Annotated in this window: 15 protein-coding genes; 11 read left to right on the plus strand and 4 right to left on the minus strand. The window is 32.4% G+C overall.

Annotated elements, in window-relative coordinates:
* The first annotated feature begins 15 nt into the window (after positions 1-15).
* The 3 genes from ACFPM4_RS02260 to ACFPM4_RS02270 all read left to right on the plus strand — a co-directional run bounded on the left by ACFPM4_RS02260 (position 16) and on the right by ACFPM4_RS02270 (position 3,181).
* On the plus strand, positions 16-1,368 hold the full coding sequence (locus ACFPM4_RS02260; protein ID WP_382347238.1) for a TrkH family potassium uptake protein: 1,353 nt from the start codon (positions 16-18) through the stop codon (positions 1,366-1,368).
* Between the two features lie 152 nt (positions 1,369-1,520).
* The gene (locus ACFPM4_RS02265; protein ID WP_382347241.1) at positions 1,521-2,225 is read left to right on the plus strand and encodes a class I SAM-dependent methyltransferase; all 705 of its coding nucleotides are present in this window, start codon (positions 1,521-1,523) and stop codon (positions 2,223-2,225) included.
* Positions 2,226-2,248: 23 nt separating this feature from the next.
* A complete protein-coding gene (locus ACFPM4_RS02270) occupies positions 2,249-3,181 on the plus strand; it encodes a glycoside hydrolase family 43 protein (RefSeq protein WP_382347244.1) in 933 nt (310 codons plus the stop codon).
* Between the two features lie 87 nt (positions 3,182-3,268).
* Here the strand turns inward: ACFPM4_RS02270 and ACFPM4_RS02275 are convergent, their stop codons facing one another.
* Positions 3,269-4,123 (minus strand): hypothetical protein, encoded by an 855-nt coding sequence (locus ACFPM4_RS02275; protein ID WP_382347247.1) that lies wholly within the window; start codon positions 4,121-4,123, stop codon positions 3,269-3,271.
* A 219-nt stretch (positions 4,124-4,342) separates the two neighbouring features.
* On the opposite strand from ACFPM4_RS02275, the gene ACFPM4_RS02280 reads away from it, so the two are divergent.
* The 4 genes from ACFPM4_RS02280 (at position 4,343) to ACFPM4_RS02295 (ending at position 7,082) form a co-directional block, all read left to right on the plus strand.
* Positions 4,343-4,966: a DUF4004 family protein gene (locus ACFPM4_RS02280; RefSeq protein WP_382347250.1), complete on the plus strand. Its 624-nt coding sequence runs from the start codon at positions 4,343-4,345 to the stop codon at positions 4,964-4,966.
* Positions 4,967-5,017: 51 nt separating this feature from the next.
* Positions 5,018-5,713, plus strand: coding sequence for a polymer-forming cytoskeletal protein (locus tag ACFPM4_RS02285; RefSeq protein WP_382348141.1), 696 nt, complete (start codon positions 5,018-5,020; stop codon positions 5,711-5,713).
* 239 nt (positions 5,714-5,952) lie between these two features.
* Positions 5,953-6,408: a hypothetical protein gene (locus ACFPM4_RS02290; RefSeq protein WP_382347253.1), complete on the plus strand. Its 456-nt coding sequence runs from the start codon at positions 5,953-5,955 to the stop codon at positions 6,406-6,408.
* A 113-nt stretch (positions 6,409-6,521) separates the two neighbouring features.
* Positions 6,522-7,082 carry a maltose acetyltransferase domain-containing protein gene (locus ACFPM4_RS02295; protein ID WP_144928894.1) on the plus strand — a complete coding sequence of 187 codons (561 nt, stop codon included), beginning with the start codon at positions 6,522-6,524 and terminating at the stop codon, positions 7,080-7,082.
* Positions 7,083-7,120: 38 nt separating this feature from the next.
* Here ACFPM4_RS02295 and ACFPM4_RS02300 read toward each other — a convergent pair whose 3' ends face one another.
* Positions 7,121-7,804, minus strand: a complete 684-nt coding sequence (locus tag ACFPM4_RS02300; RefSeq protein ID WP_382347257.1) for a DNA alkylation repair protein — start codon at positions 7,802-7,804, stop codon at positions 7,121-7,123.
* A gap of 290 nt (positions 7,805-8,094) precedes the next feature.
* Between ACFPM4_RS02300 and ACFPM4_RS02305 the strand changes: the two genes are divergently transcribed.
* The 4 genes from ACFPM4_RS02305 (at position 8,095) to ACFPM4_RS02320 (ending at position 11,259) form a co-directional block, all read left to right on the plus strand.
* On the plus strand, positions 8,095-8,490 hold the full coding sequence (locus tag ACFPM4_RS02305; RefSeq protein ID WP_382347260.1) for a hypothetical protein: 396 nt from the start codon (positions 8,095-8,097) through the stop codon (positions 8,488-8,490).
* Between the two features lie 110 nt (positions 8,491-8,600).
* Positions 8,601-9,959: an MFS transporter gene (locus ACFPM4_RS02310; RefSeq protein WP_144920800.1), complete on the plus strand. Its 1,359-nt coding sequence runs from the start codon at positions 8,601-8,603 to the stop codon at positions 9,957-9,959.
* 119 nt (positions 9,960-10,078) lie between these two features.
* Positions 10,079-10,858, plus strand: a complete 780-nt coding sequence (locus ACFPM4_RS02315; RefSeq protein WP_382347264.1) for an LAGLIDADG family homing endonuclease — start codon at positions 10,079-10,081, stop codon at positions 10,856-10,858.
* A 29-nt stretch (positions 10,859-10,887) separates the two neighbouring features.
* Positions 10,888-11,259: an rRNA methyltransferase gene (locus ACFPM4_RS02320; protein ID WP_144920804.1), complete on the plus strand. Its 372-nt coding sequence runs from the start codon at positions 10,888-10,890 to the stop codon at positions 11,257-11,259.
* An 878-nt stretch (positions 11,260-12,137) separates the two neighbouring features.
* On the opposite strand, the gene ACFPM4_RS02325 is transcribed toward ACFPM4_RS02320, so the two are convergent.
* Positions 12,138-12,965: a sensor histidine kinase gene (locus ACFPM4_RS02325; RefSeq protein WP_382347268.1), complete on the minus strand. Its 828-nt coding sequence runs from the start codon at positions 12,963-12,965 to the stop codon at positions 12,138-12,140.
* Positions 12,966-13,206: 241 nt separating this feature from the next.
* Positions 13,207-13,893 (minus strand): response regulator transcription factor, encoded by a 687-nt coding sequence (locus tag ACFPM4_RS02330; protein WP_144920806.1) that lies wholly within the window; start codon positions 13,891-13,893, stop codon positions 13,207-13,209.
* Positions 13,894-13,919: the final 26 nt, after the last annotated feature.

Raw genomic sequence — 13,919 nt, forward strand, 5'->3', positions numbered from 1 at the left:
TAAGGAGTTATTTACATGTTAAAAGCATTAAAAAGTCATCGCTTCGAATCAGCACAAATTATTGTTATCTTTTATGTGTTTGCTATATTAATCGCTACTGGACTTTTTTGCTTGCCTGTAGCATTAAAACCTGGTGTTGACTGGAGCTTTTTAGATGCTTTATTTACAGCTGTAAGTGCGGTTAGTGTCACTGGCTTAGCTGTTGTTCCTTATGTAGATACTTTTAGTACTACGGGAATCTTTTTCTTAATGTTTATTCTTCAATTTGGCGGTATTGGAATCATGACCCTCGGAACATTTTTTTGGCTCATGATAGGGAAGAAAATTGGTATTAAAGAACGACAACTTATTAGTATTGATCATAACCGCTCGCAATTATCTGGATTAGTAAATGTGATGAAACAAATAGTATTGATAATTTTCCTAATTGAAATGGTTGGAGCAGCAATTTTAGGATCTTATTTTCTACAATATTATCCAACTTGGCAGCAAGCATATTTACAAGGGACATTTGCATCAATAAGTGCAACAACGAATGCTGGGTTTGATTTAACAGGTATGTCACTTATTCCGTTTGCACATGATTATTTTGTTCAGTCCATATATATCATTTTATTAACTTTAGGTGCTATCGGATTTCCAGTATTGATTGAAGTTAAGGATTATATAAAACTGCGAAAAGAATCTCGTCCTTTTCATTTTTCCTTATATACTAAATTAACAACCGTTACATTTTTTTCTCTAATGTTGTTTGGTACCGTTGTAATATTACTTATAGAATCTACTCACTTTTTTGTAAATAAAAGTTGGCATGAAGCATTTTTTTATGCATTTTTCCATTCCAGTTCAACTAGGAATGGTGGCTTAGCAACGATTGATATTAATTATTTTAGTGACTCTACCTTATTAGTCCTATGTTTCTTTATGTTTATAGGTGCATCGCCTAGTTCTGTTGGTGGTGGTATTAGAACTACTACATTTGCAATTCTTTTATTATTAATATTATCATTCGCTAGAGGAAAAAAAGACGTTCGAGTTTTTAAACGGGAAATCCATGAGGAAGATATTAAGAAATCTGTAGTAGTCACTTTTTTGGCTTTATTGCTCTGTTTTATAGCTACAATTATTTTAAAACGTACCGAAACATTTTCTTTAATGGAGATTGTCTTTGAGGTAAGCTCTGCTTTCGGAACAACCGGATTATCTACCGGCATTACACCTGATTTTACTATGATTGGAAAAATCATTCTAATGATCCTTATGTTCATAGGAAGAATAGGTATTCTAACGTTCATTTTCCTTTTTGATAAAGGGGAAAACAATGATGATTTTTATCATTATCCAAAAGAAAGAGTAATAGTTGGATAATGGTTGTTCTGTTGTTTATATAGACGGAGTATGTCAGATGTTAAAAAAGCCCAAAATGGGCTTTTTTTATTTTCAACAAGATTATTGCAGGTTTTTAGTAGTTTATCGCGAATACATGAGAGAGTTCTTTAAAAGTAGAAGAGGTGCTTGAAATGAACACAATTGAAAAAATAAGGAAAGCTGAGAAGGAATATCATGATTATTGCTATGATAATTATCAACTTTTCGTGGAAGGTTCATGGCTTTATAGGCCGGTAAAAACAGTGGTAAATCTCCTGCAATTATTTAGTAATGTAGCACCATTACATGTTTTGGATCTTGGATCGGGAGTTGGTAGAAATAGCATTCCCATTGCACAAGCAATTAAAAAAAGGGGTGGAAGGGTAGATTGTGTGGATTTATTAGATTCAGCAATCCAAAACTTGCTGAAATATAGTGAAAAATTTGATGTTCAGGATATTATTCATCCTATAAAGGCAGACATTGGCTCGTACAACATTTCAAGAAATGAATATGATTTTATTGTTGCAGTATCTAGTATTGAACATGTGAAATCAGAAATAGAATTAGAAAATGTTCTGGAACAGATGGTATTAGGTACGAAAATAAATGGAGTTAACTGCATCATTGTAAACTCGGAAATAGAAGAGATTGATTTGAAAACAAATGAAAAGTTACCTGCTCTTATTGAAATTAATATAACAACAGATGAAATGCTACATAAATTAAAAAGAGCATATAACGAATGGGAACATTTAGAAGTTTTAGTGAAACCATTACAATATACAATTACACGAAATGGCAGAGAGGTAATACTTAAAACAAATGCTATTACATTTGTTGCGAGAAATTCATAAAATTATTTGGGAGTGGAGAAAAGATGAATTTTTTTCAAAATCCAATAATGGATGGCGCTGATCCGTTTATTACATATAAGGATGGATATTATTACTTAGTTTGTACAGAAGTAAAACATATTTCAATATGGAGATCAAAATCATTATCAGGAATTGCCAATGGAGAACGTAAAATAGTTTTTACACCTCAACCAAATAAAGCTAATAGTACACAAATATGGGCTCCCGAATTACATTGGATCAATGGCAAGTGGTTTATCTACTATACTGTTACAAACGATGAAGAGGTATATAATCATCGAATGTTCGTATTAGAGAGTGAAACGGATGATGCTTTAGGACATTATATTGATCGTGGTGTAGTGGAAGAGTCGAATGATAAATGGGCAATAGATGGAACCGTTCTAGAAATGGATAATGGTGAGCTGTATTTTATTTGGTCTGGATTCAAAGAAAATGACTGGCCACAAAAATTATATATTGCTTCTTTAGATAGAAATGAGCCATGGAAACTGCTTAGTGAGAGAATATTACTTTCAGAAACTACTTTACCTTGGGAAGGTAGTACAATTGAAGGTCCTCAAATTTTACGAAAAAATGGTAAGCTAATGATTATATTTTCCGCTGATGATGCTGGTTCTGATCGTTATAAACTTGGTATGTTAACCTTCACGGGAACAGATCCACTCAATCCAAATCATTGGGTGAAGCATCCGACGCCATTATTTGGTACTTACATGGAGAATAATGTTTATTCACCTGGTCATGGAAACTTTACGAAATCTCCTGATGGGAAAGAGGATTGGATGATTTATCATGCAGCAATGCAAAAAGGAGCGGGCTACAATCGTAATATAAGAATGCAGCCTTTTAGTTGGAATGACGATGATACGCCTAATTTTGGAGTTCCACTATCTACTGAAACGAAAATCAAATTACCTTCAGGTGAAATTTAATTGTATAACTTTATAAGCGAATAACATATTTCTATATAGAGTTATTCGCTCATTGTTCGTCTCATTTCTTAATCTTAATCAAAATCCTCAAATAAGAACATGTTCCAAAAACTTTTTTGCTTTTCTTGGAAAGACACATATCGGATGATCCCAAGTCCACAACCAACTACTTTCTTCTTTTCCTATAAACCCACAAATAATCATTCCAGGAGTAATTATTTCAATTGGCAATCCCAAAATTTGATAATTACTCTTATCATCATGTGCTCTAGCAATCGTAATTGGACCATTCTTATCTTGCACTTCAAAGATAGCCACCTTATCATCTACAAAATTATAGTTTTGTTCATGTGCGTCTAACTCTGCAATTATATCGAAATCTCTTTTATGGATGTTTGGAAAAGTATGGAGGTAAAGTTTATTTATTAGCTTTTCACATTCTAGTAATTCAGATGCTGCTTCTGCACATAGCTCCTCAATATAGGAGTAGAAGGAAGTGCCAATATGCTTATCAAGCCAATGAACAAACTTCTTACATTCATTAAGGAATCTTTTTACTTCATTTTGTTTTGGGGATATTTTAATAGTAGATGGGTAAAAGGAGTAAAAAAACTCTTCCCAGAATTCATGATCACATTCATTCCATGAAGATGGACACTTGTCCTCTAAATACGTTGTAAAATACTCGGCTATAATCTCTAGAAATATATTTCGAGATGAACTTGAAGGATTTTTTAGTTTATATGCAATTAATTCATCTCCATAAAATTGTCGTAATCCTCTAAACCGCATATTAAACTTTCTACTTACAATCAGCTTATTTAGCATTTCTTCATATTCTTCTGGCCCTTCCATTGGCCGAAACCACACTTCAGTTGGAGGGGAACAACAACTATCATAATACTTTCCACTACCACATTCACATGGAAATCGACGTTTCATTCATACTTCACCTTTCTTTCATTTTATCATTTTGGATTTTGTTAAAAGGGGATAAGAGGGACAAGCTGGGGATCACCATTGATTATAACAAATTATCCGTAAAATAAAAGTGTTAATTTGGAATTTTATAATTATTTATATAAAATTCTTCTTTACAGTGTAACAATGTTATGTTACATTAATAACGAGCGTAACATTGTTACGTTAGGAGGGCTGATATTGGATACTGAAGAGATGATATCTAAAAAGGATTTATTAAAATTAACTGGTATTTCATACGGTCAACTTTATCGTTGGAAACGTCAAAAGCTTATTCCTGACTCGTGGTTTATCAAACAATCTGTATTCACTGGGCAGGAAACCTTTTTTCCTAAAGATAAGATCTTAAAGAGGATTGAAACCATTATTGAGTTAAAAGATCAATATTCGCTCGATGAATTAGCAAAGTTTTTCTCAGAGGGGAATACAAATCGAGTTTATAGCGATAAAGAATTAAAAAGAAGTTTAGATATACCTGATACAATACTAGATCAGTTTATTAAAGTAGCAAACAAAAAACAATTTACTTTTTTAGAAGCTGTCTTTATCCATATCACATGTTCAATCAACAAGAAGATCTCATTTCAGCATGAAATGGATAATTGGATTCAGACTGTTTTATTTTGGTGTACTTCAAGCAAATCCATTGATAAGTATGTTCTAATTTACAAGAAAGCCGAAACATTATTCTATTTCCTCTTAAACGACGATGGGAAAGTTTTGTTGGATAAGGATACGGAAGAATTATGTATTTTTCACTTAGCTGAACAAGCAAAGTTAATTAATTTAAAATTGGAGGGATAAGACCTGGATTATCCATTAACAGGTAATGCAAAGGTTTCTGGAAGTGGCACTATTCCCGGTGGACGGTTTGATCAAGTAAAAATTGCGGGAAGTGGGAGAATTGATGGTGATGTAGAAGCAAACTCATTGTCCATTGCAGGATCTGCGACTGCGAAAGGAAATATTAATATTAATGACATTTCCATACATGGCTCTAGCCATTTTGAAAAGGATTTACGTAGTGAAGCGATAAGTGTTGCTGGTTCAGCTAAAGTAGATGGTTCCATTCAAGCATCTAAACTTTCGATAAGTGGTTCTTTTCATTGTGGAAATAGCATAAAAGGTGATACATTAACGCTTCGAGGGTATATGAAAGTCGCACAAGATGTAGAGGTGGAAGAATTTGATGCGAATGGTGGATTCTCTATCTCAGGTTTATTAAATGCAGAGCAAGTCAAAATAAAAATGGATGGGACTTGTGTTGTGAAGGAGATAGGTGGAGAAAAGATTCATGTATCCCAAAGGCTAAGTTCAAAATTAACTTCATGGTTACAAAACATTTTTTCACGTTTTTCTAAAAAGAAGTATAACAAAATGAGAGCAGAGATAATTGAAGGTGACGAAATTTATTTAGAACATTCACATGTAGGGACAGTGAGAGGTAGTAATGTTACGATAGGTCCAAATTGTGTAATTGACCAAGTAGAGTATTCAGATAGTATACATGTAGATCCTAATGCCAAGGTGAAGAATAAAAGACGATTATAGATTAACTAATGAAAGGGGATTTCAATGTAGAAATCCTCTTTCATATGAAATATATTAAAGCGTTTACATTTGTGGATTAATAGGTTAGTATATAGATATTCTAAGAATGAAAGGAGATGTAGAATAAACTAAATATTATGTTTTTCCCTCCAATTGCCCCGAGTTTATTCTTTCTTCACTACTACCACAAAATACTTCCATCAATAAATTACTACTCTACGATAAGGAGTGCATTCCAATTGGCATCGATTCTTTTTGAAATTGAATGTCCCCAATGTAAGAAAGTTGCAATTGAAGACTACTATTATAAAGTAGGAGATAAGTATGTTCTTTGCTCACATTGCGGATATAATTACACTCGTCTAAATAAAATTACCCCAGATAATAAATTAGATTTTGACATTGAAGAAAATCCAGGATACGGTGTTTTTGTTCTTACAAAAAAAGCTCCTGAAGGAAAAAGGTATTTGCTAAATAGTAAGCCGACAGAGGAACAAATTCAAAAGTATCGAGATGAATTTGAAAAAGATGATGTAATACAAGAAGAAAGTTACTTAGTTTTATATGAAGACGGCGAATTAAAATGTCTTTTTGGTACACTACCACAAGATTTTTTATTATCATATGATGAATTCAGAGAAAAGTATGGAAATGATGATGATCATCTTATAGATTATGAAGAAGAACTAATCTAACACTCTATCTCGGGGCATGCTGAAGGGAATTTGCACCAGTCACTACATTTGTATCTTACTTAAATGAAATGTACACTAAATAATGACAGACAACAACAAAAAGGAGATACATCATGAAAACAGAAAAAGAAAAAATGATCAGTGGGGAACTTTATGATGGTGCTGATCCTCAATTAATGAATGACAGAGTAAATGCGAGGAGACTTGCTAGATTATTCAATGAATCCTTAGAAACAGAATTGGATATAAGGAAAGAAATAATTAAAGAATTATTCGGTACTACAGGTGAAAATTATCATCTGGAAGCTCCGTTTCGTTGTGATTATGGATACAATATTCACATCGGAGAAAACTTTTATGCAAATTTCGACTGTGTCTTTTTAGATGTATGTGAAATTCATATAGGGAGTAATGTTTTTTTAGCACCTGGAGTTCATATCTATACTGCAACACATCCAATTAAAGCTGCAGAAAGAAATACGAATTTAGAATATGGAAAACCAGTCAAAATTGGTGATAGCGTATGGATTGGTGGAAGATCTATTATTAATCCAGGAGTGACGATTGGTAATAATGTTGTAGTTGCATCTGGTTCTGTTGTAACAAAAGATGTGCCTGATAATGTTATTGTTGGTGGAAATCCTGCGAGAATAATTAGAGAAATTGAGCAATAAAACAAATGCTCCCTACCATCCAGAGCAGGGAGCAACTTCTATTTCCTTTTCATACTACGAATCATTTCTTTCGTTTCTTTATCAATACGTAAAGATTCGGTAATTTTTTGTAATGCTTTATTATACGTAAATTTATCTAGTGAGTTGTTTTTTAAATAAATCATCGTCCGTTCTGGCATTTTTATATAACAAATAGATATAGCCCATGCAACTGCCATTTTAACGTAATATGCCTCATGATTGATACGATCCAAATGCTCTAAAACTGGATCGATATAATCCTCATCGATGTAAAAACAAAGTAACATAACAACACCAAAACGAATCTCATATTCCTTATCGGATAACAAATAGGGTTGTAGAAAATCCCATACTCTTTTTTTGTACAGCTTTGTTATTTTTAATCCACTGCAAAAGCTATCACATACGGACCAATTATTTATTTTAGGGACAAAAGCTGCAACATAAGTCAGTACCTTTTCAATATCTGCCTTTACATAGCCAATAACCATTCCTTGAAGCATTACTTCTTCGAAATAGTCATCATCTGCCGTCTTTAAATAAGATTCCCAATCATCTTTCGCAATTTGCTTTGCAATCTTCCTAAGTTCGGGAAGACGAACTCCTAATAAATTATTGATATTCGGTATATGAGAAGAAGCAAACCTCTGATAATCTTCATCTATTAAATCAAATATTTGAGTTCTAACGTTATTATTCATGGAAACCTCCTAAGTTCAATATTTTGCAGGAGAATTGTACATCCTTCGCGAATTAATCCTTAAACTATGAACAATTCTACTATCAAAATTAAAAATAAGTGTAATGAAATTGCAAGTAAATATGATTTATAAAGATGATTAACTTAACTAGTTAAAAGAAAGTGTTTTTTCAATCATGAATAGCATATATAAATACTATAATGTCGTTGGAATGTATGCAAGGAATTATAAATTGCTTAAGAAATTTGTGTGTTTTCATAAATTGTTAGAAGAAAAAGGGGGGAGTGTTTTTGTCAAAAATCTTTTTGCACTCTAGTAGAATATTTATAGGGATTGTTTTTTTACTCGCAGGTATTAACGGCTATTTTGTCATTTTTGAACTCGAACCATTTATTGCAACTAGCCCAGAAGCTATGGCCTTATTTGAGTTTAAGTATCTTTTAATCGTTGAAAAAACAATCGAAGTAATTTGTGGAATACTTTTATTAACCAATCAATTTATTCCATTAGCAATTGCTATATTAGCACCAATTGTAGCTAATATTTTCCTACTACATTTGTTTCTTGATCCTTCTTTACTGCTACTAGCGATATTACTTGTTATTTCATTAGGATATATGATGTATTGTTATCGAGATAACTTTATGCGAATTTTGGAGAGGAAAGTAAGCCTATCTGATAACTGAAAAAGGCTGTAAGCTAATTACCATACATTCATACAAACTTTTTGATACAATCAATGATAGTCGGTAATGAAGTTTTATCGCATTAATATTGCTTCTAGGGAGAAAACAGAATGTTAGCTAAAAACAAACAACATGAAAAACTCATCATTATTGCCGTTGCATTAGGGGTAATTTTAAACCCATTAAATACAACAATGATTACTGTAGCATTACCTGCAATACAAGAAGACTTCCATTTAAATTCCACTGAGATTTCTTGGCTTATCGCATCATATTTTATTATCAGCGCTATTTTTACTCCATTGATAGGAAAATTAAGTGATACATATGGTAGAAAAAATATTTTTATCATGGGGTTAGGATTAGTAATTGTTTCTTCTATTCTAGCTCCACTGTCACCAAATATGCCATTATTGCTTATCACAAGAGGTATTCAAGCTATCGGTACTTCAGCTCTTTATCCAGCAGGAATTGGGATCATTCGTAATAACATACATCATAATCAAAATCGTGTAATCGGTACTTTATCTGTTTTTGCCACAACTTCAGCTGCATTCGGACCGACAATTAGTGGTTTATTAATACAGTTTGGTGGTTGGCCAATAATATTCTATGTGAATTTACCGGTTATTTTAATTAGTGCTATTTTCACTATGTTTTTTATTCCAAAAGATAAGAAAACAGCTGCTACAACATATAAATGGGATGGAGTTGGGATACTTCTATTTAGTTTAACCATTACAATATGGATGGTATTTTTACTTTCTTTAGAAGCTGGATTTCAAATCGGAACTTTATTTGTAGCTGCAGTAATCACGATATTGTTTTATGTTTATGAAAAAAGAAGAGAAGAGCCATTTATCAATGTGAATTTTTTTAAGAAAAATATGAATATTACATTGATCTACGGTCAATATATTTTATCAACCGTTATCTTCTTTGCAATTTTACTTAGTTTGCCAACGTATCTACAAGGTGTGTTAGAAACAAGTTCAAGAGTAACTGGTATCACGATGCTGTCTTTGTCAATTTTTGCGATGGTTACAACACCAATAGCGACAAGATGGATGGAAAGAGCTGGATTTCGTATACCATTATTAAGTAGTGTTTCAATGGTATTAATAGGTGTAATATTATTAGCAACAATCAATCATACATCTCCATTATATTGGGTTGCCATTGTGTTAGCTGTCTCTGGTATTGCAAATGGTGTACAAAATATCGGATTACAAAACTTACTGTATTCCTTCATCGATAAATCAGAAAGTGGAATTGCGTCTGGGCTACTCATGACTTCAAGATTTCTTGGTAACATTTTAGCTTCTAGCATATATGGCGTTGCATTTGCGACCGGTATGAATGATGGAAATATGAAGAACATGGCTTTCGTCTTAATTTTCGTAGCAATCATATTGTTTCCTGTAATGCTTTATGTTACGAGACACGAAAGAAAGAAGAGCCTTGATTAATCACATCACTATGTTGACCTAGCAATTTTATTGTTAGGTCTTATTTTGTATAACGCTTGCATTATAGAACATTTGTTCTTATAATAGTAATAAGTATGGTACAGCAAGGAGGATTAAATTTGGCTAGGAATCCAGGGATGACTGATGAAGTTATTATCGAAATGTATAAAAGCGGTATGACTTTTAAAGAGATGGTTCCTATTATAGGTATTTCAGATCGTGCAATCCGAAATGTGATGTACAAACATGGCATTGAAATGAATCGAAAACAATATTCAGGTCAACCTCGCAAACATAGAGTAAACGAAGATTTTTTTAAACATTGGAATCATAAAATGGCGTGGGTGTTAGGTTTATTTATTACTGATGGCCATGTACATAGCACTACTCATACCATCTCATTTACACAAAAAGACGAGAGAATACTTCGTATCATCGCAAAATATATGGATGCTGACTACGTTTTAGCACCATATGGACCCACAAAGACAACTCCAACATTGTTAATAAATTCTAAAGAAATAAAACAAGATCTTGAAAAAATCGGAATAACAGCAAATAAATCACTAACTGTACCTTTTCCTGATGTTCCAAATGAATATCTACCTTCTTTTATTAGAGGAGTCATTGATGGGGATGGATGGGTACAAAAAACAGGATATGTAATGAATATAACTTCTGGTAGTAAAAACTTTGCATACGGGATCCATTCAGTTTTGTTAGACTGGAAGTTAAATACAGTAATCACATTTGAATTAACTAAACAAAACAAGAAAATTTATCGGATTTGGGTAAAAGGCAAAAATGAACTACCAAAACTCGCTAAATTAATTTACGATTATAATGATATTGATTATAAGTCATATAAGGAAAAATATATGTCTCAGAGAATTAATTAATTATAAAACTTTGTTAAGGAGGAATAATTATGTGGAAAATGTCAAATGGCAGGTTAATACAAGTAACAGATAGTTCTAGAATCAAATTCAGAACTAATATTAGTAAATCATTATTACATCAACTTACCGAGATAGCTGAAAAATATAACACTCACGTAAATTATTTGCTTGAAAGTGGTCTAGAAAACCTATTAAAACATGGCATCATAACTTTTAACAAAAAAAACAGACCGAAAGATCGAGTACAATATAAAACTACTTATGATAAAGAACTACTAGAAAGCATAAAAAAATTTGCTGAGGAAAATGATTTATTCATTAATGATGTAATCGAATATAGCACTCAATTTATAGATTATAATAATGTAAAAGACAGTGATTATAGATATAGAGTAGAGTAACGAATAAAACTCTACTCTTAACAAAACTACGCCCCGGACATAATATAAATTATCGGAAGTTAATTAGAAACGATTATTTCAGTCTCATAACTGAAGAATACCTTTAATAGTGAGACAAAATCAATTTTTCCATATTTATCGGAACTTCTCACAATAACATTATTAGAAATTCCGAAATTTTAATTCCCCATATTTAGTTCTCTTAATAAGTAAATCCTATAATCTCATAACGAGTTAGTACGTTTAAATTTTAATATAATTTATATCTAAAATTTTGGTGTTAGTTTCTATGGAATTCAACACTTTTCCAAAATATCCTGCGCAGATACGTAAGTGATTCATCGTCAAATAGCCCAAGTACTATGCACCGATTAATTTCTATCCAAAAGTCGATTTGTCAGATTTGTTTAATAGGAAAAATGACATAAAATGTTTTTATGACAGGAATCCTTGCACAAAAAAACAAAAAATACATGAGTTCATCAATTTTACTGATCTATAGTATAAAAAATGTGAAGGTCCTCTCTCTTTAAAACAAAACCTTGTTTAAACTTTTAGGAATATACAGATAGAGAAAAAAGACTATAATCTGGAAATAACTGGTTTGAATAATGATACAATTTTATCTTTTGGGAAGGAAAGAAATTAACGACTCTCCTTCCCCTTCCCCCTATGATTACTCCATTTATCAAGCTGTATAAAATATCTCTACAAGAAAATGAAACACATCACTCTGTATCAGTAATACGGAACGTGAAATAAAAGTAATCATTCCTGGTGGATATAAGAATAAGTTGGACTCCCTCCCCACCGTTTTATCATTCATAAATTGTACCTATTGCTGAGATCAGTATCTAGGCATTCAAATCGAAAGGCAATTATCCTGGTAGTACTATCCAAAAAGTATTACTTGTAGTAGTATTAATTCCAATTTCACCTTGATGATGGCGTTCGATAATTTCCTTTGAAATCGCAAGTCCCAACCCCGAACCTCCAGTCATGCGGCTTCTTGAAGAATCGAGTCTGTAAAATCGTCGAAATACATTTTCTCTTTCAATTTCTGGTATCGGCTCGCTAGGTCCTGTAACCATAATACGGTAGTCCACTCCTTGCTTCTCGCCCTCTAATAAAATTGGCCCTTCTCCCTTATAATAGCGAATGGCATTTTCCAACAAATTACTGATTACCTGTTGAATGCCAACAACATGGATATCTAGAATACATGATTCTATTTCTATTAGTATCGGAATTTTCTTTTGATTTAAGGTCCTTTCAAACATCGCTACACATTGAATCAGTACAGGTTTAATGTCTGTAGTTTCTTTATCGACTATTGATTGAACCGCTAAGTAATCCCATTCCTTTAATTGCTCAAGTTGATAAATCAACTGAGACAATCGTTTTGATTCTTGGTATAGCGATGCAAATAATGCTTGGTCGCCAATTATATCCCCATCCTTTAATGCTAGAAGATAGCCATTTAAATTTGATAAGGGCGTCCTTAATTCATGGGAAATGTCAGTAACAAGTCTATTGCGATGTTGTTCATTCGTTTTTAACTGTGCGATTAATTCATTATATTGTTGAGTTAACTGACCGATTTCGTCATTTTTATATACTTTAACGGGATTTGGATAATTCCCAAGCTTCAGTTCTTCTGTAGATTGAATTAAACTGCGGATTGGTTTTATAAAACGTTTAATCAAATAGAAATGAAGAATACTTCCAGTAAAGGCTACGGTAATCATTAAAATCCATAAATAATTTAAGAGGATTTGATTAAATCGCTGCTGTTAAGAGATATTCAAATCTCCCACTTTTTCCGCTAAAAAACAAGCAGTATTATAAATAGCCCCACCACTTATAACAGTTACCATTACAACAACTATAGTATTCAAAAATGTTAAACGCCATAAGAACCCAGTTGGAGTAATACGAGCTATTATATTATATAACCGAGACAAACTTATACCCCATTCCCCTTACAGTTTGGATACGCTTTGGTTTCGATGGTTGTATTTCAATCTTTTCACGAAGTTTTTTTATATGCGCATCAATTGTACGATCTAAAACACTTCGATCCATGTTAGGATGAATTTGTCTTATTAGTTGCTCTCGTGATAATACGATGTCTGGATTTTGCATGAAATAATATAATAGATCAAACTCATATTTTGTCAGTTTTATATTTTTTCCGTAAAGTAAAACTTGTCCTTTTCTCGGCATAATACATAATCCAGCATAGACAATTTTTTGACATAACTGTTCCGTACGACGAAGCACTGCTTCTACTTGTGCGACTAGTTCATTAGGATCAAATGGTTTTGTCATATATGCATCTGCACCTAATTTCAAACCAGAAATTCTATCTTCAATACGGACTTTTGCTGTAAGCATGATGACCGAAACATCATTATCCTTTTGCTCTCTAATCCAACTAAAATACTCTTCACCACTCACCTTTGGTAGCATCAAATCCAAGATAATTAAACAAGGTCGATGTTCTAGAAAAACAGTTTTTGCTTCCTCTCCATCACTTGCTTCCACCACTTCATATCCATTTTTCTTTAAATACAATTGGATGAGATTTCGAATCATTTTATCATCTTCGACAACCATTATTATTTGCTTCAAATAAACCACCTCTATTCTCATTTTAT

The organism is Lederbergia graminis, assembly GCF_042655485.1.
GTDB lineage: Bacteria > Bacillota > Bacilli > Bacillales > Bacillaceae_C > Lederbergia > Lederbergia graminis.

Excerpts from the sequence above, each read along its gene's own strand:
- ACFPM4_RS02260 (WP_382347238.1), top strand. The coding sequence starts at position 16 with ATGTTAAAAGCATTAAAAAGTCATCGCTTCGAATCAGCACAAATTATT.
- ACFPM4_RS02265 (WP_382347241.1), top strand. The coding sequence starts at position 1,521 with ATGAACACAATTGAAAAAATAAGGAAAGCTGAGAAGGAATATCATGAT.
- ACFPM4_RS02270 (WP_382347244.1), top strand. The coding sequence starts at position 2,249 with ATGAATTTTTTTCAAAATCCAATAATGGATGGCGCTGATCCGTTTATT.
- ACFPM4_RS02275 (WP_382347247.1), bottom strand. The coding sequence starts at position 4,123 with ATGAAACGTCGATTTCCATGTGAATGTGGTAGTGGAAAGTATTATGAT.
- ACFPM4_RS02295 (WP_144928894.1), top strand. The coding sequence starts at position 6,522 with ATGAAAACAGAAAAAGAAAAAATGATCAGTGGGGAACTTTATGATGGT.
- ACFPM4_RS02300 (WP_382347257.1), bottom strand. The coding sequence starts at position 7,804 with ATGAATAATAACGTTAGAACTCAAATATTTGATTTAATAGATGAAGAT.
- ACFPM4_RS02310 (WP_144920800.1), top strand. The coding sequence starts at position 8,601 with ATGTTAGCTAAAAACAAACAACATGAAAAACTCATCATTATTGCCGTT.
- ACFPM4_RS02320 (WP_144920804.1), top strand. The coding sequence starts at position 10,888 with ATGTGGAAAATGTCAAATGGCAGGTTAATACAAGTAACAGATAGTTCT.